The organism is Achromobacter sp. AONIH1 (assembly GCF_002902905.1).
Taxonomy (GTDB): Bacteria; Pseudomonadota; Gammaproteobacteria; order Burkholderiales; family Burkholderiaceae_B; genus Achromobacter.
Genome location: NZ_CP026124.1, coordinates 5,524,538 through 5,543,729, shown reverse-complemented (window position 1 = coordinate 5,543,729; position 19,192 = coordinate 5,524,538). Strand labels below are relative to the sequence as shown.

The window sequence follows — 19,192 nt, the reverse complement described above, 5'->3', positions numbered from 1 at the left end:
CTATTTCAGGAAACGTTTTCCAATGAAGGTGGGCATCAAGGATGTGGCCAAGGCGGCCGGCGTGTCGCCGGCCACGGTATCGCGGGCGCTGGCGGGCAAGGCCATCGATCCGGAGATGCGCAGCCGCGTCGAAGAGGCCGTCCGGCGCACCGGCTACCTGCCCAACCTGGCGGCCCGGCGCCTGCGCTCGCGCCACAGCAATACCATCGGCCTGATCGTCGCCGACATCCGCAATCCGTTCTTCACGGCCATCAGCCGCAGTGTCGAGGATCTGGCCTATGCGCGCGGCCTGCGGGTGATTCTCTGCAATACCGACGAGAATCCCGAAAAGGAAGAGATGTACTTGCGGCTGATGGAAGAAGAGCGCGTGCTCGGCGCCATCTGCGCGCCGACGCGGCGCACGGCCGGGCAGGTCGGGCGCGTGCGGCGCGGTTTTCCGATAGTGATGGTCGACCGGGCGGAGCAGGGCCAGTTGCACGATTGCGTGGTGCTGGACAATGCCGGCGCGTCGGCGGCGTTGGTCGAGCATCTGCATCGCCAGGGATATCGGCGGATCGCAGGCCTGTTCGGCGCCGCGTCCGCCACCGGCGCGGAGCGGCGCCAGGGCTACGAGTCGGCGATGCAGCGTCTGGGGCTGCCCGTGCGCGCCGCCTATGTCGAGCACCGCGCGGGCGATGTGGATGCCCGGCTGGCGGAGCTGCTGGCCGCGCCGGGCCGGCCCGATGCCCTGATCGCCAGCAACGGACTCATGCTGCTGGATGTCATCCGCGCCTTGCAGCGCGCTGGCCTGGTCGTGCCGCAGGATATCGCCCTGGCGGGATTCGACAACGAGCCGTGGACGGAGATGGTCGGGGGCGGCATCACGCTGATCGAGCAGCCGGTGGAGGAAATCGGCCGCAGCGCCATGATGCTGTTGCTGGACCGCGTCGAAAACGCCGCCGCGCCGCCGCGCCGCATCGTGCTGGACGGGCATTGTCTGGAACGCGGCTCGACACCCGCGCGCCGGTCCTGATATCCGCGGCGCCGGCCGCCGGGTTATGATTTCGCCACATCGCCGCCGCAGCTCACGCCAGCAGGCGGCCTTTTCGTATTTTCATGCAGGAGAATTCCGCCTATGAGCGCGCCGACCAATGATGACAGCCATCTGTGGGTGACGTGGGACGACTACAACCGCCTGATCGAGCGGCTTGCCTTGCAGGTGCACCAATCCGGTTGGCAGTTCGACAAGATTCTTTGTCTGGCGCGCGGCGGTGTGCGTGTCGGCGATGTGATGTCGCGGATCTTCGACGTGCCCCTGGGCATCCTGGCCACCAGCAGCTATCGCGAGGCGGCCGGCACCAAGCAGGGTGATATGGACATCGCCCAGTTCATCACCATCACGCGCGGCACCCTGTCCGGGCGGGTGTTGCTGGTGGACGACATGGTGGACACCGGCATGACCTTCAACAAGGTTTTCGACCACCTGAAGAACCAGTTCGCCGAGATCACCGAATTGCGCAGCGCCGTGCTGTGGTGGAAGGGCCACTCTCAGGCCACGCCGGACTACTACGTCGACAAGCTGCCCACCAATCCCTGGATTCACCAGCCGTTCGAGGACTACGACAGCCTGCGGCCGCACCAACTCGAAGCCTGGATCCGCAAGGGCTCCAAGAGCTGAGCCGCCGGATCGCGAGGCGGCAGGGCGGGGCCGGGCGCCGATTGTGCCCGGTCTATGGTCAAAATCCGGCCGCCCGTGCTAGAATCGCTGGTTATCGCTAAACCGAACTTGGCTTTCCGCCCTTCCTTTGGGCCACGCCTTGGGCATTCGAATAAGAATGCCCAACATTGGCGGGGCCGGACTGCAAGGTGAACTGTGTCTCACGGGTAACGGGAACAGCCAGCTGAAATAGCGTTAAGAGAGATTGTCAGGAGATCCCAGCCGGGGTTGTACTGGCGCCAGAGCCGGGCGTTTGAACGCCAGGGCAGGCGCCGGCAGGCTGGACCTGTGCAGCGTCGCTGGTAAGCAAGCCAGGTTTATCATCAACTTTTGTTACCCCTTAAGCAGGCCCAATACTTTATGCCTATCGTTCGACTGAAGGAAAACGAACCGTTTGAAGCCGCTCTGCGTCGCTTCAAGCGCACCATCGAAAAGACCGGTTTGCTCACCGAACTGCGTTCGCGCGAGTTCTACGAGAAGCCCACGGCCGAGCGCAAGCGCAAGCACGCCGCCGCGGTGAAGCGCCACTACAAGCGGATTCGTAGCCAGCAACTGCCCCCGCGCCTGTATTGATCTTTGATTCCCGAATCTATTGATTCCAGAATCATTCATCCAGGATTTGCTCGCCCGGGTCGACGTCGTCGATGTCGTCGGGCGATACGTGCAGTTGCGAAAGGGTGGGGCCAACTTGCTTGGCCTGTGCCCCTTTCATAACGAAAAAAGCCCGTCGTTCACTGTCAGCCCCACCAAGCAGTTCTATCACTGCTTCGGTTGTGGAGCGCATGGCAGCGCCATCACCTTCCTGATGGAGCATACGGGCGCCAGTTTCCCCGAAGCCGTGCGCACGCTCGCGGCTTCGGCGGGAATGACGGTACCCGAAGAAAATCGCAGCCCCCGACAGCAAGCCGAAACCGCGCGCCGCAAGGCCGAGGAATCCCGGCACACGCAAGTGCTGGACGCCGCCCAGGCGCAGTACCTGAAGCTGCTGAAGGCCTCGCCGGCCGCGATCCGCTATCTCAAGCAACGTGGCCTGACCGGCGAGATCGCCGCGCATTTCGGGCTGGGCTGGTCGGGCACCGACCGCCATGGGCTGTCGCAGGTCTTTCCCAATTACGACGATCCGGCGCTGGTCGAGGCCGGGCTGGTGATCGAGTCGGAAGACGGACGTCGCTACGACCGCTTCCGCGAGCGGGTCATGTTCCCCATCCGCAATGCGCGCGGCAGCCTGATCGGCTTTGGCGGCCGCATCATCGGCAAGGGCGAGCCCAAGTATCTGAATTCGCCCGAGACGCCGCTGTTCTCCAAGGGACAGGAACTGTACGGCCTGTGGGAGGCCCGCCAGGCGATCCGGCAGGAAGGCCAGGTCATCGTGGTCGAGGGCTACATGGACGTGGTCGGCCTGGCGCAGCAAGGCATCGCCAACGCGGTGGCGACGCTGGGCACGGCGACGACGCCCGACCATGTGAAGAAGCTGCTGCGCGCCAGCGACAAGGTCATCTTCAGCTTCGACGGCGACGGCGCGGGCCGCCGCGCGGCCTGGCGCGCCCTGCAGGCCTGCCTGCCGGTGCTGCGCGACGACATCGCGATCCGCTTCCTTTTCTTGCCGGCCGAGCACGATCCCGATTCCTATGTGCGCGAACTCGGCGCTGAGGCGTTCCGGGCCTGCCTGGGCGAAGCCGTCGCCTTGTCGCGATTCCTGCTGGACGAGCTGGCCTCGCGCCACAACATGGACGAGGCCGAAGGGCGGGCGAGCTGTCTGCACGAGGCCAAGCCGCTGCTGGCCGCGATCCCGGAATGCGCGCTGCGCGTCCAGATCGAGCGCGAGATGGCCAAGTTGGTCCAGCTCACGCCGGAAGAAATGGCCCAGGTGCTGGCGCAGCAGCCGGCCAAACCATTCGGCGCGCCGGCGGCTGCCAAGGCGCAGCCGGCAGGCGACGCCCCGACCGGATCCTCGGGATCGGATACGGGCTTCGTGGATGGGGGCTATGACTTCGCCGGCCATGACTTTCACGACATTCCGGCGGAAGAGTCCGATTACACCGATTACGGGCATTTTCACGGCGCCCATGGCGAGCCCGCCGGTGCGCCAGGCGGTCAGCAGGGCGGCCAGCGTCGCCAGGAATGGAAGCCCAAGGGCGACTGGAAAGGCAAGGGCGACTGGAAGGGCAAGGGCAATTGGAAAGGCCGGCGCGAGGACGACGTCGGCGGTTTCGAAGGCCGCCGCACCATGCCGTCGCTGGCCAAGCGCCTGCTCGGCTTGCTGCTGGCGCATCCCGAGCTGGTGGACTCTATGGGAGACCAGCAGCTTGAAGTGATCGACCACGGCCCCCATCTAGGTCTTGTGCGGGACTTGATCATGCTGGCGCAATCCAGCGGCGCGCGCCATGTGGGCGCCTTGCTGGAGGCGGCCGAGCCGGATTCGGATCTGGCCACCGTGCTCAAGGGCCTGCGCGCGGACGTGCTGTCGCAGGAGGATCTGCCCGATCCCCAGACCGAATGGGACGACGCCTTGCGGCGCATCGAGTTCGACTCGGCCAAGCTCGAAATGGCCAAGCTGGCCGCGGGCGGGCTGGCGACGGAAGAGGCGCGCAAGCGTTACATGGAGCTGAATCAGCGCATGATGGTGCTGAAAGGTGCCGGCATACGCTAAATACGTTAAAATCAAGGGTTTTCCGCACTGGCTGCGGATAAGTCCTTGATTGTGGCGGGGCCGGATTGGTCAGAAGTGCCGGGAGGCCCAGGCGGCAGGATCTATTTCCGCCGTATGTGATCTAAGCACCATGGCGGTCGCATGGCTTGGGCGGCCGGATCCAGGACGGATCCGAGGGTTCAAGGCAGGGCCGTAGCGCCGGGCAACAGGCAGGAAAGCAGGCAGGACAGCAGCGCAAGATTGCGGGGCCGGATTGTCGGACAGTTGCCAGTCGGGTCCCGAGTTTGCCGGATGTGCGGTTTTCGCGGGCCTTGTGTAAAGCCGGAAAAGATTAAGCAGAATCGAAGTGCAGTTTGGCGAGTCTGGCGTTTGGCACGTGTTTTCGCGGCTGAGCGGCAACGGCAAGTCCGGATGCCCCGCCTGAAAAACGCGGGTGCTTACGTCAGGGGCGCCAAGCTTGTTACACAGTTAATTACTATACAGAGGTGAATCGAGCAGTTCGGCGGATGATGCTTCCGCGTAGCGTTCGAGGTTTGGGTGCTGTGTCTACTCAGCTGCTAAGGGCAACGACCCGATAAGCAAGCGTCGCCTATTTATAGGCAGGCAGCCCCCCCGACGCCCGGGCATCCCCGCGGGATGAGTCCATGTATGCCAAGCGCCCCAACGGTTTCGCACCGGCATGGCGCAAGGCGGGTCCGCAAGGACAGGCGCTGCGACCAACGCAGCCGCATGGAGTCGGCCGGTTCATCAGTTTTACCCGCAACGCCGCCGCGGCAGGCCCAGCCTCCCGCGGCTCCGCGCGGTGCAACATGCCCGAACGGGTTGCGACGACCACGGAAGCGACTATGACCAAATCCACTGGCAAATCCTCCTCTGCAATTGATGCGGCTGAAACCAAGGTCACGACGGCCAAGCGCGCCGTCAGCATGGCGGCGGAAAAAGCGCCCGCCAAGACTGCGGTGAAGGTCGCCAAGCCCGCTGCGAAGACGGCCGTCAAGAAGGCCGCCAAGACCGCCGCGGCGGATAAGCCCGAGAAGGCCACCAAGACCCGCGCCAAGAAGGCCGAGGACAAGCTGGCCGACCTGGTGGGCAGCGCGCGCCCGGCCCCCAGCGGCCGCCGTCCTGGTCGTCCGGCCAAGAACGCCAACAATGATTCCGACGGCTTCGACGATCCGATGGACGGCGAAGGCGAAGTCCTGCCCGACCTGAAGCCGCCCAAGCGCGGCGGCAAGCGCGGCAAGGCCGATCCCAAGGACCTGATCGCCCGCGGTCCGGTGTCCGCCGAGGAATACGAAGCCCGCCGCAACCGCCTCAAGCAGCTGATCAAGCTGGGCAAGGACCGTGGCTACCTGACCTACGGCGAAATCAACGACCATCTGCCTGACGACCTGGTCGACGCCGAGGCCATCGACGGCATCATCAGCACCTTCAGCGACATGGGCATCGCGGTCTATGACCAGGCTCCCGACGCTGAAACGCTGCTGATGAGCGAGAACGCGCCGGTCGCGTCCAACGACGACGACGTCGAGGACGAAGCCGAAGCCGCGCTGACCACCGTGGATTCCGATTTCGGCCGCACCACCGATCCCGTGCGCATGTACATGCGTGAAATGGGCTCGGTCGAGCTGCTGACCCGCGAAGGCGAAATCGAAATCGCCAAGCGCATCGAAGACGGCCTGAAGCACATGGTCATGGCCATCTCGGCCTGCCCGACCACCATCAACGAAATCCTGGCACACGTCGTGCGCGTGCGCGAAGGCCAGGCCCAGATCGACGAAGTCGTCGACGGCCTGGTCGACCCGGAAGACGGCGAGGAATACGCCGGCGCCGGCGTCAGCGCCGACGAAGACGAGAGCGATGACGGCCCGGCCGGCGGCATGTCCAGCAAGCAGCTGGAAGACCTGCGCGTCAAGGCCCTGGCCAAGTTCGACGAAGTCGGCAAGCAGTTCGACAAGATGCGCCTGTCGTACGAGAAGGACGGCTACAAGTCGGACATCTACGTGCGCGCCCAGGAATCCATCCAGAACGAACTGATGGGCATCCGCTTCACCGCCAAGATGGTCGAGAAGCTGGCTGACACGCTGCGCAACCAGGTCGAGGAAGTGCGCCAGCTCGAGCGCGCCGTCCTGCACACGTGTGTGGACCGTGCCGGCATGCCGCGCACGCACTTCATCAAGGTCTTCCCCGGCAACGAAACCAACCTGCAGTGGGTGATGGACGAAGTCGCCGCCGGCCATCCCTACGCCGAGACGCTTGAGCGCCAGATCCCGGCCGTCCAGGAACTGCAGCAGAAGCTGATCGACCTGCAGACGCGCGTCGTGTTGCCGCTCAAGGACCTGAAGGACGTCAACAAGCGCATGGCCACCGGCGAAGCCAAGGCCCGCAAGGCCAAGCGCGAAATGACCGAGGCCAACCTGCGCCTGGTGATCTCGATCGCCAAGAAATACACGAACCGCGGCCTGCAGTTCCTGGACCTGATTCAGGAAGGCAACATCGGCCTGATGAAGGCCGTGGACAAGTTCGAGTACCGTCGCGGCTACAAGTTCTCGACCTACGCCACGTGGTGGATCCGTCAGGCCATCACGCGCTCCATCGCCGACCAGGCGCGCACCATCCGTATCCCGGTTCACATGATCGAAACGATCAACAAGATGAACCGGATCAGCCGCCAGATCCTGCAGGAAACCGGCGCCGAGCCGGATCCCGCGACCCTGGCGCAGAAGATGGACATGCCGGAAGACAAGATCCGCAAGATCCTGAAGATCGCCAAGGAACCGATCTCCATGGAAACGCCGATCGGCGACGACGACGATTCGCACTTGGGCGACTTCATCGAGGACACCTCGACGCTGGCGCCTTCGGACGCGGCGCTGCACGGCTCCATGCGCGACGTGGTCAAGGAAGTGCTAGACTCTCTCACCCCGCGTGAAGCCAAGGTCCTGCGCATGCGTTTCGGCATCGAAATGAGCACCGACCAGACCCTGGAAGAAGTGGGCAAGCAATTCGACGTGACCCGCGAGCGCATCCGCCAAATAGAAGCCAAGGCACTGCGCAAGCTGCGTCACCCCAGCCGGGCCGACAAGCTGAAGAGCTTCCTGGAAGGGCAGTAAGTTTCCTGGGCCTCTAGCTCATGCCTGGTTAGAGCAGCGGACTCATAATCCGTTGGTGCCGAGTTCGACTCTCGGGGGGCCTACCAAGTAAACATGCGGGTCTCGGAGCAATCCGAGGCCCGTTTTGTTTTCCGCAATCCTGGTCCATTTCCGCAATTCGGATTACCGCGTGGGCGCCGCCTTGTCGCCCTTGCGGCGCCGGACGTACCTTTCGGTGGTCGTGACCGACCCATGCCCGAGCTATTTCTGGGCTTGGCGGATGTCGCCGGCGGCCTCGGTCTTGTCGGTGCCAGCTTTGGCGCGCAGGTCGCGGAACTGGAACGCCGCGTTGGGCACGCCGGACGCTTCCCTGGCCTTGTCGGACCGGTCACGCAGCGCCCCAGCGGTCAGCGGCAGTCCCGCCTCGTTCACGACCAGGTATAGGCTCACCACCTTGTTGTCGGCGCGGTATCGGGCCTTCCGGGCCTTGATCCGATCGAGCACTTGGGCCAGTTCGCCGGTGATCTCGGTGCGCAGCTTCTGAGCGGTCTTGCCTTGGCGCACGTGCAGGAAGCCGTCGCGCATGTCCGTTTCCAGAAAGCGCAGGGTGTCGGCCGGCCGCTGGCCCGCTAGGTAGGCCAGGTCCATCGCATCCTGCAACGGCTCATCAGCGACCTTCCAGACCAGCGCGTGTAGGTATCGCGGCCGCGCTCCTTGTTCTTGCGCACGCCCTGCGCGGGTTGGGAGCGTCCGTCAGCCCGATCTCGCGCGCGTAGTTGAAGATGGCGCTGAACAGCGCGATTTCCCGGTTGGCGCGCACGTGGATCGCCGCGTGGTCAGGGGTCAATATGCCGTGCGTCATCTATTTCTCCTCACGCCGCACTTCAACGGACGCGATTAGCTGCCGCGAAATCTGCGCACCCAGCGCGAATAGCATCCGTTGTTCCACAGTCTGGTGCTGCGGCTGGGTGCACTCTGAGCACAGCTTGCCTTGCGCATCGATGTAGACCCAAAGCGGCGAATTGGTCCAGTCAGGGCCTGATGTGTACTCCGGTACGGCTGCGACGATGTGCTCGCCGCGGCCGAGCTGGATTTGCGGCTTGGGCTTTGTCATGATTGCTCCTTGTGCTCGTCCAGCGCGGCTCGACGCAGCAGCGCTTCACCGGCCTGGGACAATGTCCACTTGTCGAACGAGATCCGGCCGTGCTCGATGTTGTGATCGCCGTACTCACTCAGGATCTCCAGAGCCTCGATGTTGTCAGCGGCAGGGGCGCTTGCCAGGGCGGCCCGCCGCTGCCACGACCTCCAGGCATCCGGAACGTCCGGGAATGTCAGCGGAGTTGCGGCTGGCACGGAGAAGAGCGTGCGATAGGATTCGTCGAATGCCGCCCGCTCGCCCTGAGCTACAGGGGCGCGCAGCCTGGACTGCAGGTGGTCGAGCCGGTCGATCAGTTCGCCTTCTTCGTCGGCCACGCTCCCGGCCTGGCGCGGTTGCTGCACGACGTATTCGAGGTCTTGCACGGACACCAGGGCGGCTTTGTTCTGGTTGGTCATGCTGCTTTCCCTTCGCCCCACCTACCGAGAGAACGCCGCCCAAGTCGCCAGCTATACTCGCCAGCGTTGCCAACAGACCGAGGTGCACTTTGACTGCTTACACCGAAGCCATCGCGCCCGTTGATAGGGCCATTGCCGAAGAACTGATTCAGGAAACGCCGGAGACTTGGCCAGAGGCGACATTGAGCGTTGTTTCCACACGCGATGAGACGACGCCAATTCAAGTTGAGATTCGAGGGCCCGAGGAATCGACTGAGCGCGTGGGTGCTGGGCCGTACCTGTGCGAATTGCTCATCAAGCACTATGACGTGTCCAGACAACATGGCGTCAACTGGTCCGGGCTTACCTATGCGATTTCCCTTACGGAGGAGGGGGACTGGCGCTATAGAGTGCATTACCACTACGAACAGTGAAGCTGAGGGCAGTAGTTGCGATGCGATAACCGCCTGACTTTTTGAGTTCATGCGGCATCCCTCTGTCGGTGGGCGGAAATGGCTTCATCGATTGCGGCGTTTATCTCAGCTTTGAATAGATCGCCGTCATTCATGATGGATTCGTTGCCGTCAGGATTACTCAGATAGACGGCCTCTGCGTGGTATTCAAGGGCTTTACGAATGCTCCAGCCTTCGGGCAGCGAGCGGCATGCGCGCTCCAGCGCTCGGCCCATCGCCAGATACTCATGGTCGCGGGTGTGGTCGGTCGCGGTCACGTTTCGCTCCTTTGGTTCGGGGGGGGGGCCGGCGAGCTTTCCGGCTGAACATGACCTTGCCGGCCCTGCGCAGCGATTGAATGCGGCGGTCAATGATGTGGATTGCGGCGATGTTGTGCTCGCGGTGTAGCGCCAGGGCTGCGTCACCGGCTTTGCTGCCGTTGATCTCATGGCCGAAGCGATCGCCGGCGCGGATCCGATCCAGGATCGCGCGGTCCTGGGTGCAGTACGGCAGGCCAGTGAGGATTATTCTTCGGTGTCCCAATACGCCTCGGGGGCGGATTCAGGCTCGACGTCCTCGTCTTCCAGCACCCAGCGCAGCTGCGTAATCGCCTTGGGCCTCAGCAAGCGCGGCCTGAATCTGTTTCTTCGATTTGACGCGGGGGAGGCGCCCAGCACGGCGGCCTGCCTGCGGCTGTGCGCATGGGGCTTGGCACCGTTGCCGGCGGCAACCAGTTCGGCCTCCTTCGCGCGCTGCTCGTCCGGCTGGAGCTTCACCAGGGTCTTGACGTGCGTCAGCGTGATGTTGCCCGACTCAAGGGCATTCTTGACGTTGGCCGGGCAGTCCAGAATCGCCAGCGTGTCGCGTATCGTGACCGTGGAGCAGTCGAACTGCAGCGCCAATTCGCTTTTCGAGCATCCCCGATTCAGCGCGGCCGCCATCTTGTTGGCTTGCCCCGCGGCGTGTCCGCCTGCCGGATTTCGTTTTCGCTGATCATGCCGGCGGCGACCTGATGTGCGGTGCGTCCACGGCGGGGACCAGCAGGGTCGGTTTGCCTTCGGCAGCCAAGCGCTTGTCTGCTTCAAGCGTGTGCTTCACGCGTTGGCGACCGGCAATGACAAGGGTCTTGCCAGATTCGGGATCCTTCCACACCAGGATGGATTGCAGTACGCCCAACGCCATGATGTTCAGCACCATCGCTTCGTCAAGCGGAAGGTGTACGCGTTCGTCGTAGAGCGGGTGGTCGTGTTCCGTGATCAGGTGCAGATCCTCGGGTGCGAACATCAGTACATTGGATTTGCCGCTGGCGCCGTATACGTCGATGCTGTTCTTAGCCACGCCTGTTTTTCGTTGAGAGGTTGAAAAATCGAATTTCGGGTTTGGGTCAGATCAGTACTTGATCCAGCCGAGAATGGGTTTTTTGGTGGCCGTGCTGATACGCGGGGGGCGCCGTTCTTGTTCACGGTTTCGCCACGGACCATGACGCGTAGGCGGGACGTGTGCTCGGTCTTGCGGGCCAGCCTGATGTAGTCGTTGGCGAACTGCGGGGCATCGAACGTTCCGGACAACTGGACCAGTTTGGAAGTGGCCAGGTAGTAGTCCGTTTTGGTGGCCATCCAGTCCACCAAGTCGGACGGCCGGACGCAGGCCCGAACTTCGGGCGTCATCTGGTTGCGGTGCTTCTTCCACGCCTTCTCTGCGGCTTTCTTGGCAAGAGGCTCGGTCATGCCGAAAACGCGAAATGCGCTCTTAGGGGACCCCGAAGGGAATAGGGGAGTCGGCCGCCCATTGCTGCCGTGGCTGACACTCCGAGGAGGGTTAGGATACGATGCGCCAGATCCTGATCAGCGAGAGGAGCTTCATGAAAAATGGTTGTTCATGGCTGCCGGAGGCGGTGGCGATCGCCGGCGTGGCCATCGGTGTTGGCGTTGCGTTTCAGGGATGGCCTAGCTGGCCCAAAGTCAACGGTGCAACATGGGCGTCGTGGGCTCAGGCCGTGGGTACCGTTGTCGCAATCATTGCGGCCTATTTCGAAGGCCGGCGACAGGCGGCGGCTGCATTGCGGGCTGCTCGTGAATCTGCCACCGTCGCGCTCAAGAGCAAGCGCGCGTCGGTACTGGCGGTAGTTGACGCGGCCTGTGGGCGTACGGATGAAATCTGCTCGGTGATTCAACCAACCGAAGAGGGGCGGGCGGGTCTGTGGCTTGTCTACCACGCCTCAATCGTTGAAAGCATGAGCGCTGCGTTGAGTGCTGCGCCTGTTTTTGAACTGGAGTCGGCACCTGCGGTCGAGGCTCTATTGCGCTTTCGTGATCAATTCGTCTTCTTCGGAGACGCTGTTGGGAGATTTCATGCCGGGCCGCATGTTGACAACCAATTCGAGCAAATTCGGCGCCAATTTGACCTGACGGATGACGCACAGAGACAGCGATTTCAGGAGTCCCAGGATCTTTGGTATCACATCGCCGTATCGAACATCGAAACCCATGTGAAGGCGATGCGGAGATACAGAGCGACGCTGGCCAATTCGCTAAATGGCGGCGCCGAAGTGGAGGCTGGCGCAGTGGCTGCTTAAGGTGGGGGCAGCGTCACGGTCGGCATTGTTAGATTTGTAGCCGCAGCAGCCATCCCAATATTTCTGGGCCGAACAGGAAAGAGCCAACGAGCACCAAGCTGGCGGGCCATGCCCTCAGCGGGATATCTGCGTTCGTGCTCCAGCTTCCGTCGCCTGCGTGTCCCTTCGGCGCGATGAAGTTGCTCAGCTTGCACGCGCCGGTCGAAACGAGTCGCAGGGGGCGGAGTCGCGCTGGGGCAGCGCTTGTGCTGACGCTGTTCACGTAGGTCTCCTGGTATCTGCTGCCGCGTGGCGGCGTGCGATGTAGTCGCCAAGGGGAGCCAGCAACAGCCACGCGAACGCGAGCTGGCCCAGGCCCTTGGCGAGGGTTTCGATGTAGGTCATGGGGATTTGCGCGTTAGGCGCCGTGAAGGCCAGATAGATGTCGAATTAGCTGCGGCGCGCGGGCTTGTTCAATATCATCTCACCCATGTTAATGGGGAGAACCTGCCGTGAAACGTAATGCTGGAGATTTTGATCGTTGTCCAACTGGCGATGAGGTTTTTGTTCGCCAACCTCGGCGCGTCAGGCAATGGATTCAGAGGGCGGTGCTTTTCTTAATCGTTGGATCGGTACTCCTGTGTGTGGCCCGTTATGCAACCCTGATCCTTGAGCTTGCGGCGGACTCAATGCGTTCGAATGAGAACCAACTTGCCAGTTGGATGCAGGGGTTGATCGCGGTGGGGACTTTTGGAATCACAACGGTCTTGTTGTGGCTCCAAATTCATGGTCAAGTTGCGTCGAGGGAAGACGAAGTTGACGATGGGCTGTATCGGACCGTTGCTAGCTTCGCGTTGATTGCGGATCGCTTGATCGCGCACATCAAGGAAGGGCGGACTGATGAGTACGTCAATGACATCCACGATCAGCCTCACTTTCTTTTAGTACAGCTGCAAGAAGCGCCGTTCTATGCATTTCCTAATGGGGATACTCTGGCACACGCAATTTCAATCGCGGACCAATTGAGTCGAATCCTTCAGCGTCGGAGCTCGGCTGCGACAATCGTGGCGAAGCATGATGCGAATGATCAAGTGCATCTTCATCAGGCTATCAAGGCAATAGAAGGCGAACTTCATTTGCTTCGAGTCGCTGCGGTTCACTGGGCGCCTACGTACAAAGGGTGGCGTATTCGGAAGTCGCTGGCTCGTGCCTTGCACCCTGCAATTGGACGATAGTGAAGCGATGTAGACGTTCGAGAGGTTCGCCCCAAGAAGCTGTGTCGATGTGCTTGCTGGTTTTTTGGGTTACTTGCTTACGCGTGGCCAAAGTTGGCAATGTCGATCAGTTCTTCCTGGACTCGTATGAGGGCGGCGAGCATGGGGAAAGTCTCCAGGGGTTGATGGGGCGGGATCAGGCGACAGCGTCTGCCGATGCCCCGCGCACTGCGAGGCATGAGCATGAGCCGGGGGCTGTCATTGAAGGCCGGCAGGCGCGGCGGATGGCGAATTTTTCGAAGGTGCCCAAGTCATTCCTCTGTGGTTGCTGGGGCTGTCACAGTGCAACCTGCTCGGCGCGAGCGTCCGCGCGGATCTTTTCTTTGTCGGTCATGGCGTCTACTTCGGTAGCCCGGCAAGCCGGGGTGGGTGGGGTGACGCCACATTAAGCCTGATACGCCAGATGAATCAACGGATAAGGCCTGCCCTGATCATCAAGCGCCGACCGGCCGATGCGCTTGAACCCCATCCTTTCATAGAAACCCACGGCCTGGCCGTTCTGCTCATTGACGTCGGTCGTCATCCGGGGATGCAGCGCAAGGCCGTGGCGCACCAGCGCGGCGCCGATGCCGGTGCCGCGGCAGGCCGGGTCGACGAACAGCGCCTGCATGTGGCCGTTGTCGATGAGCATGAATGCCTGCGGATAGTCATGCGCGTCCACGGCAAGCAGCAGCGGCGCCTGGGGCAGGAAGCCGCACACCATCTCGTCGATGGCCTGGCGGTCTTCAGGGGAAAGAAAATCATGGGTGGCGTCAACCGCGCGGCGCCAGATTTCGACGACGCGGGCGCCCTCGCCGGGGCGGGAAGATCTAATCGTTATCATCGCAATAGAGTAGTCCATTGCCCGTTGACGATCAAGCCGGCGCTTGCCGGCAAGCCGCGAGGGCGGCGCCCGCAACTCCTGGTCGGTGATGCGGGCCATGCATCAGAATTGATGCGTGTATGTCAGTTGCACCGTATCGAGTCCCGGATTCGGTCGCTTGATGCCCGCGTTGGAGAAATGCGAATAGCGCACGCCAACACGGCTGTTGGGCGTCAGCAGAAAGCCCACGCCGATGTGGTCGCCAAACTGAAACGCCGAGCCGATGTTCCGATTCGAGAATCGTGTGCGCGTGAGCACCGTGGCGCCCACGCCGGCCTCTATGTAGAAGCGTTCGCTGGTCCACCATCGGAACATCGGGATCGCGCTGAACTGCCAGGCCTGGCCGGGCGAGCGCGGGCGGTCTGCGGTCCAGTACGAAACGCCGATCTCCGGCGTCAGGTCCAGGCGGCCCCAGCGTCCGCCGAATCGCGTGGTCCAGACCGAGGGCGTTTCATAGTTCAACGTGTAGCGCTGGTATCGATCCCCGACGCCATAGTGCACGCTGATGCCGCCTTGCGTACCACCGGAGCTTGCGGTGGCCGGGCCCGCGGCATTGAATAGCATCAGGCAAGTGATGCCTGACAAGATCCCGTTCCTGCTGGATTGCTTCCTGCTTGTTTTCTGATTGTTGGTTTTCATGTTGTCGACTGAAAGATGAGTGCAACGCAACGGCAATCCGCCCTTGGATGAATCGAGAATCCGTGGCGGGCTTCCGGGATGCGGGCGCAGATATGGCAGCCTCTCTCCGCTATGGAGGCCTTGTCCATGCAAGCGTCGCTGCCGAACCAATTTGTTCAACAGTCCGGTCACTCTATCAATCGCGTCGACGAGAAATTTGAAGTTTCGTGAACAATTGATCGTCGGTCTTGCGAGTTGTTCAAGAAAACTGACTTCTTTTTGTCATGCCGTGGGGAACGGCCACATGCGGATGCCGGGTATTCGCGCTCAGCAGGCCCCTGGGGCCACCATGCCCGCATGGTAGGCATGAAAGTGCTCGCGCCGGGCCGGCGCGGGGATGCCCAGGCTTCGGGCCGCGGGCAACAGGGTTTCATCAACGAAGTGATCGAAGTCCTCCTGCGACCGCCAGGCGTCGACGATGCGCCAGCCATTCGGAACCGCGCCGCAGGAATGGAAGAGGATGCCTGCGGGCGCGCCTTGCGCCTGCAGGCTTGCGCCCAGTCTGTCGTAGGCCTGCCGATCCATGCCGGCGAATTCGAGCAACGTCATGATGGTCATCGCGTCGGGTCCTGGAGATGGGCGTCTGTGCTGTGGCATACAGGCTGGCGCCTGTCGTGGGAGGCCATGATACTGCCGATGCATGCGACGTTGCGGACAAGGACGGCGCGAGCGGTGGCTCGGTTTTTGGGTGCGATGCGTTCGGACGATTGCGACGGGAAAAAGAAATCCCCGGCTGTACCGGCCGGGGATCAAGTCCACAGCATGCGCTCTTTTAGACTCGTCCGTCCATGTGATGTGGCGCTGTGCCAAGAAATAGCATGGAAGCTTTTGTGTAAAAGACAAATCTGCCATCGTCGTTGCGGATGAGCGCAACAGGCGCGCAATGAAAAAAAGCGCATGCCTGCTTGCGCGGGCATGCGCTGCGACGATTCCCGTCCCTTCGCGGAGGAGGGATGTCCGTCAAATAGACCGATTGCCGCTGGCACGCCGTGGGTCTGTCTCGACCTGTCTCATTGCAGGCGGCGTGCGGTTGGAGGCCGGCTATCGGCAGGAGCGGCGCGTCACGCCTTCAGGCTCGCATCCTGGCGTGCCGCGCCGACGCTCGTCAGAACGCGTGCCGCAAGCCCACGCTGACGTCCGTGTACTTCGCGTCCCTCAGGAACGCATAGTTGTTGGTATAGGACGCCAGTCCGTAGATGGCGGTTCGCTTGGACAGGCTGTAGGTATAGCCGAGCGAGAACGTGTTGGTGGTGGCGTCATCGGAGGTCAGGCGCGAATTGTTCGCGTCGGCGCGCTGCCAGGACGCGAACATGCTGCCGGCCGCGCCGACCGGCGCTGAAATGCCTGCCAGGTACGAGTTGGACTTGAAGCCGTCGACGAAGGCGTTGGTTGGTATGCCGCTGAATTTGCCGATCGCGGCGCCGGCGGGCAATGAACTGCCGCCAAACCAGCCATCCGTGGTACGGCCATACGCGAGCAGGAGTTTCACGACCTCAAAGTCGTATGAGGCGCCGATCAGGTACGAGCGAGGGGTGGCGTTGCGCTCGCTCGGCTGTGACAGCTTGTTGGAGCCGTTCAGCTGGTCATAGGAAAGGAACGCGGCGAGCGGTCCATTCAGGTAGCGCAGCCCGGCCGTGACGGCGCGGGTATTGTCCGCTGTCGCGAATCCGGTTTCGCCGTCCCGCTTGTCGTCGATGTTGCTCGAGTAGCTGATCGCTGCGGTCAGCCCGCCCATGGACGGTGTTTCATAGAGCACCATGTTGTCGTAGCGGCCAAAAGCCGCTCCGCTCAGGCCCAGGCCCGCGCCGGTGTTCCACTGCGTGAAACCGTTGCCGAAGTTCGCGCCGAATAGGCTCAGCATGTACTGAGTGCCGATGTTGAATTGGCGGCCGAACTCGAGTTTTCCCAAGTCAGCGCTGGTCAGGCCGGCCACGGCGTCGCGGCCAAACAGCCGGTTGTTCTGTCCCGGCGTGCCATTGGCCGAGTTGAAGCCCGATTCCAACTTGAATGTTGCATACAGCCCGCCTCCCAGGTCTTCCTTGCCGCGCAGGCCCCAGCGGGATCCTGCGGTGGTTCCGTTGGTCATGCCGACATGGCTGTTGTCCAGGCGATTGACCGCGCCTGTCTTCGGATCGCGGTAGTCGCCGCTTACCTTGGCGTAGCCGAGGCCCGTGTCGATGACGCCATACAGCGTTACGGATGATTCGGCGGCAACGCTTGCAGAGGTGACTGCAAGCGCAGTGGTCACACTGGCCGCGAACAGGTGTTTCTTCATGGAGTGGCTCCCCTTGTTTGGTTTTGATCGCTATCGGGTAGATCGCCATTCGCGCGCGGCAGGGGACGAAACCGCCGGCGGCATGACGCCACCGGCAGCTGCCCAGTGCATGCCGTCCCCTCTTCGCGGCAGCCTGGTCAACGCACTCTAGTCCCGTGCTTCTGTCATTCACCGAACAGGGGAATTACATGTTGATCCGCTTCTGTAACGATGGCGTCGCGCCGTGCTGGGGGGCGACTGATGGATGAGGGAAAACGATAGGCGCGTTCGCGTATCGATTCGGCGTGGCGGACACGCATTCGCCGCGCTGCAGGCTTGTTCTTGGTGATGTGAGCGAGCGCGTCGGGGCAGGAATGATGATGGCGGCGTGCATGTCGCGCGGGTCGACGCCGGCATGTGCCGCATGTCAATTCTCAGACTGATCCTGGTGCCACCCAATGGCGCTGCCGATCCATCGGTGGCACGAGCGGAGCCGTCAGTCGATGATGTCGGCGCAGGCGTCCGTCGGCGTTGCGACGGTGTGGCCGACGACGGGAACAATCTTGATGGCGGCCGATGCAACGCGGCAGGGCGCGGCGGCCAGGCCACAGCCCGATGCGAGCGCGCAAAGCGCCGCGACCAATAGCCATTTCATTTGATCAGTGTGAATCCTGGTTGATCGAAACGAAATTGTGCGGCGTCGCGGCGCGCGGAATAGTGGAGATTTGCGGGTCGACTGTAAGGATTCTTGCTTGCCGTGGCACGGGATGTAACCGCACGCGGCCGATGCCGCGTGCTACGCGCCTTTATAGGCGTCGAGCAGCGCCCGGCCTTTGTCTGTCAGCACGATGATGGATCCGGCGCTGGCGGGACCGTGGGCGGTGTCGACCAGGCCGTTGGACGTCGCGTCTTCCCAGGCGGACAGCCGGGGGCAACTGGTTTTCCAGGCTTCCATGGTGTCGGCGTAGCTGCGGGGGCGCTCGGACAGCCAGGCCAGGAACTGCAGCAGATTGCCCGTCTGGGATGTGCCGGCTTCGATAAGAGGGCTGCGGGACATGATGGTCTCCGGCATGTCGTGAATGCCACGCCAGATTACTCCCGAGGCTCGCCCGGCGCCAATGCCTGGCGATGGACATCGTCGCCGCGGGCGAAGCCGCCGTCCGGCGCGGGATGATGGCGTTGCGCCGCCCGCGCCGGGTTGGCTGCCTGGCGGCGTCAGTCCGGCCGCTTGCAGGCCTGCAGCTGTTCGAGCGGCGTGGTCGTGTCCAGCAGCGCGGCTTCCGTGCTGGGGACCTTGTTCATGCGGGCGATGCCGGTCCGGTCCACGATGTACAGGCGCGTGCCGCCATCCTCCATGTCGCGGCACACCCAGCCTTTGACGGCGCTGGCGCCGGGCGCGGGGTTCTGCAGTTTCTTGAGCTGTTCGATCGTGTCCTGCATTTCCTTCTGGGACACGGCAGGCGCGGATTGGGCGAGGGCGGCGCCGCTGGCGGCGGCGAGGGTCAGGCAAAGCAATAGCGCTTTCATCGGATGCAGGCTATCTATACAGGTGTGGGGACGGAGGAACGTCGCGTCGTGCATGGAAGGGCGCGATGCGAACGTGGCGGAGCCGCTCGATTGTATGGGATGAATCTTGCAGCCTGCGGGCGCTGGCGCAAGGGCGCGCGGGGGCGGTTCGCGCGCAATGTTCACGCAATCGACCCCTTCGATACTGGCGGCCGTGGCGGGGATGCGCCCCGCGTTTCGGGAAAAGCCATGCTCCAGGAATTCGCCCATACCGTTGCTTCCAGGCCGTCGCGCCTGGCCTTGCTGCTTGTCGCCTGCGCCTGCCTGGCGCCGGCCGCCGCGCCGGCCCAGGATTGGGTCTACGGCGGCCCGCCGGTGATCGTGATGCCGCCGCCGGCCGTGGTGGTGCCCGCGCCGCACTACGACCCCTGCCGCGATGGCAGCATCAACTGGGGACGTCCCGTGAACTGCGAGGAGCTGATGCGGCGCGGTCAGGGGCCGGTCATACTCTACGGCGCCGAGCCGGCATATGATCCGTGCCGGGACGGCCGCATCCATTGGGGACGGCCGGTGGATTGCGAGGCGCTGTTTCGCGGCCGCCGCGCGTTGCCGCCCGTGATCCGGTACTAGGGATAGGGAGACTG

At 62.9% G+C, this 19,192-nt stretch carries 25 protein-coding genes and 1 tRNA gene; 10 read left to right on the top strand and 16 right to left on the bottom strand.

Translation table 11 applies throughout. The features are described 5' to 3' along the window. Positions 1 to 22: 22 nt before the first annotated feature. The 6 genes from C2U31_RS25315 (at position 23) to C2U31_RS25290 (ending at position 7,542) form a co-directional block, all read left to right on the top strand. Complete coding sequence (locus C2U31_RS25315) at positions 23 to 1,012, top strand: LacI family DNA-binding transcriptional regulator (protein ID WP_103275318.1); 990 nt, start codon at positions 23 to 25, stop codon at positions 1,010 to 1,012. A gap of 102 nt (positions 1,013 to 1,114) precedes the next feature. Then, a complete protein-coding gene (locus C2U31_RS25310; protein ID WP_103275317.1) occupies positions 1,115 to 1,657 on the top strand; it encodes a phosphoribosyltransferase in 543 nt (180 codons plus the stop codon). 399 nt (positions 1,658 to 2,056) lie between these two features. Further along, positions 2,057 to 2,269, top strand: a complete 213-nt coding sequence (gene rpsU, locus C2U31_RS25305) for a 30S ribosomal protein S21 (RefSeq protein WP_006218592.1) — start codon at positions 2,057 to 2,059, stop codon at positions 2,267 to 2,269. A gap of 19 nt (positions 2,270 to 2,288) precedes the next feature. Further along, positions 2,289 to 4,346 carry a DNA primase gene (gene dnaG / locus C2U31_RS25300; RefSeq protein ID WP_103275316.1) on the top strand — a complete coding sequence of 686 codons (2,058 nt, stop codon included), beginning with the start codon at positions 2,289 to 2,291 and terminating at the stop codon, positions 4,344 to 4,346. An 845-nt stretch (positions 4,347 to 5,191) separates the two neighbouring features. Then, positions 5,192 to 7,456 (top strand): RNA polymerase sigma factor RpoD, encoded by a 2,265-nt coding sequence (gene rpoD, locus C2U31_RS25295; RefSeq protein ID WP_103275315.1) that lies wholly within the window; start codon positions 5,192 to 5,194, stop codon positions 7,454 to 7,456. Between the two features lie 7 nt (positions 7,457 to 7,463). After that, positions 7,464 to 7,542 (top strand) — tRNA-Ile (locus C2U31_RS25290). Between the two features lie 154 nt (positions 7,543 to 7,696). Here C2U31_RS25290 and C2U31_RS31080 read toward each other — a convergent pair. From C2U31_RS31080 to C2U31_RS25270, 4 genes are read right to left on the bottom strand one after another with little or no spacing between them, the layout of a single operon-like run. Next, on the bottom strand, positions 7,697 to 8,083 hold the full coding sequence (locus tag C2U31_RS31080) for a tyrosine-type recombinase/integrase (protein ID WP_233772502.1): 387 nt from the start codon (positions 8,081 to 8,083) through the stop codon (positions 7,697 to 7,699). A gap of 19 nt (positions 8,084 to 8,102) precedes the next feature. Further along, a complete protein-coding gene (locus C2U31_RS31075; protein ID WP_103275314.1) occupies positions 8,103 to 8,297 on the bottom strand; it encodes a hypothetical protein in 195 nt (64 codons plus the stop codon). Next, positions 8,298 to 8,549 (bottom strand): hypothetical protein, encoded by a 252-nt coding sequence (locus tag C2U31_RS25275; RefSeq protein ID WP_103275313.1) that lies wholly within the window; start codon positions 8,547 to 8,549, stop codon positions 8,298 to 8,300. It lies immediately after the preceding gene. Further along, positions 8,546 to 8,989: a hypothetical protein gene (locus C2U31_RS25270; RefSeq protein WP_103275312.1), complete on the bottom strand. Its 444-nt coding sequence runs from the start codon at positions 8,987 to 8,989 to the stop codon at positions 8,546 to 8,548. The genes C2U31_RS25275 and C2U31_RS25270 overlap by 4 nt, the downstream gene beginning before the upstream one ends. An 89-nt stretch (positions 8,990 to 9,078) precedes the next feature. On the opposite strand from C2U31_RS25270, the gene C2U31_RS25265 reads away from it, so the two are divergent. Further along, the gene (locus C2U31_RS25265; protein WP_158658461.1) at positions 9,079 to 9,402 is read left to right on the top strand and encodes a hypothetical protein; all 324 of its coding nucleotides are present in this window, start codon (positions 9,079 to 9,081) and stop codon (positions 9,400 to 9,402) included. Positions 9,403 to 9,449: 47 nt separating this feature from the next. Here the strand turns inward: C2U31_RS25265 and C2U31_RS25260 are convergent, their stop codons facing one another. The 4 genes from C2U31_RS25260 to C2U31_RS25250 form a co-directional block, all read right to left on the bottom strand. Beyond that, a complete protein-coding gene (locus tag C2U31_RS25260; protein WP_103275310.1) occupies positions 9,450 to 9,698 on the bottom strand; it encodes a hypothetical protein in 249 nt (82 codons plus the stop codon). A gap of 246 nt (positions 9,699 to 9,944) precedes the next feature. Beyond that, positions 9,945 to 10,361: a hypothetical protein gene (locus C2U31_RS31070; protein ID WP_233772501.1), complete on the bottom strand. Its 417-nt coding sequence runs from the start codon at positions 10,359 to 10,361 to the stop codon at positions 9,945 to 9,947. 52 nt (positions 10,362 to 10,413) lie between these two features. After that, positions 10,414 to 10,758, bottom strand: coding sequence for a hypothetical protein (locus C2U31_RS31065; protein ID WP_233772500.1), 345 nt, complete (start codon positions 10,756 to 10,758; stop codon positions 10,414 to 10,416). Further along, positions 10,704 to 11,147 (bottom strand): hypothetical protein, encoded by a 444-nt coding sequence (locus C2U31_RS25250; protein WP_233772499.1) that lies wholly within the window; start codon positions 11,145 to 11,147, stop codon positions 10,704 to 10,706. Before C2U31_RS25250 ends, C2U31_RS31065 begins: the two co-directional genes overlap by 55 nt. A 101-nt stretch (positions 11,148 to 11,248) precedes the next feature. Here C2U31_RS25250 and C2U31_RS30670 point away from each other — a divergent pair, with 101 nt between their 5' ends. Further along, the gene (locus C2U31_RS30670; RefSeq protein WP_158658460.1) at positions 11,249 to 11,995 is read left to right on the top strand and encodes a hypothetical protein; all 747 of its coding nucleotides are present in this window, start codon (positions 11,249 to 11,251) and stop codon (positions 11,993 to 11,995) included. 258 nt (positions 11,996 to 12,253) lie between these two features. Here the strand turns inward: C2U31_RS30670 and C2U31_RS31145 are convergent, their stop codons facing one another. After that, positions 12,254 to 12,379: a hypothetical protein gene (locus C2U31_RS31145; protein ID WP_255414602.1), complete on the bottom strand. Its 126-nt coding sequence runs from the start codon at positions 12,377 to 12,379 to the stop codon at positions 12,254 to 12,256. 107 nt (positions 12,380 to 12,486) lie between these two features. On the opposite strand from C2U31_RS31145, the gene C2U31_RS30665 reads away from it, so the two are divergent. Next, the gene (locus C2U31_RS30665; protein WP_158658459.1) at positions 12,487 to 13,209 is read left to right on the top strand and encodes a hypothetical protein; all 723 of its coding nucleotides are present in this window, start codon (positions 12,487 to 12,489) and stop codon (positions 13,207 to 13,209) included. 424 nt (positions 13,210 to 13,633) lie between these two features. Here the strand turns inward: C2U31_RS30665 and C2U31_RS25235 are convergent, their stop codons facing one another. The 7 genes from C2U31_RS25235 to C2U31_RS30660 all read right to left on the bottom strand — a co-directional run bounded on the left by C2U31_RS25235 (position 13,634) and on the right by C2U31_RS30660 (position 18,818). Further along, complete coding sequence (locus C2U31_RS25235; RefSeq protein WP_103275307.1) at positions 13,634 to 14,071, bottom strand: acetyltransferase; 438 nt, start codon at positions 14,069 to 14,071, stop codon at positions 13,634 to 13,636. A 102-nt stretch (positions 14,072 to 14,173) separates the two neighbouring features. Next, the gene (locus C2U31_RS25230) at positions 14,174 to 14,674 is read right to left on the bottom strand and encodes an acyloxyacyl hydrolase (RefSeq protein ID WP_103275306.1); all 501 of its coding nucleotides are present in this window, start codon (positions 14,672 to 14,674) and stop codon (positions 14,174 to 14,176) included. A gap of 381 nt (positions 14,675 to 15,055) precedes the next feature. Beyond that, positions 15,056 to 15,346, bottom strand: coding sequence for a hypothetical protein (locus C2U31_RS25225; RefSeq protein WP_103275305.1), 291 nt, complete (start codon positions 15,344 to 15,346; stop codon positions 15,056 to 15,058). A 547-nt stretch (positions 15,347 to 15,893) separates the two neighbouring features. Beyond that, positions 15,894 to 17,063, bottom strand: a complete 1,170-nt coding sequence (locus C2U31_RS25220; protein WP_103275304.1) for a porin — start codon at positions 17,061 to 17,063, stop codon at positions 15,894 to 15,896. 475 nt (positions 17,064 to 17,538) lie between these two features. Further along, complete coding sequence (locus tag C2U31_RS30845; protein WP_199770890.1) at positions 17,539 to 17,697, bottom strand: DUF6726 family protein; 159 nt, start codon at positions 17,695 to 17,697, stop codon at positions 17,539 to 17,541. A 141-nt stretch (positions 17,698 to 17,838) separates the two neighbouring features. After that, positions 17,839 to 18,099, bottom strand: coding sequence for a hypothetical protein (locus C2U31_RS25215; protein WP_103276572.1), 261 nt, complete (start codon positions 18,097 to 18,099; stop codon positions 17,839 to 17,841). A gap of 158 nt (positions 18,100 to 18,257) precedes the next feature. After that, complete coding sequence (locus C2U31_RS30660; protein WP_158658458.1) at positions 18,258 to 18,818, bottom strand: hypothetical protein; 561 nt, start codon at positions 18,816 to 18,818, stop codon at positions 18,258 to 18,260. On the opposite strand from C2U31_RS30660, the gene C2U31_RS25205 reads away from it, so the two are divergent. Next, positions 18,798 to 19,178 (top strand): hypothetical protein, encoded by a 381-nt coding sequence (locus tag C2U31_RS25205; protein WP_103275302.1) that lies wholly within the window; start codon positions 18,798 to 18,800, stop codon positions 19,176 to 19,178. The genes C2U31_RS30660 and C2U31_RS25205 overlap by 21 nt on opposite strands. The last annotated feature ends 14 nt before the right edge of the window (positions 19,179 to 19,192 follow it).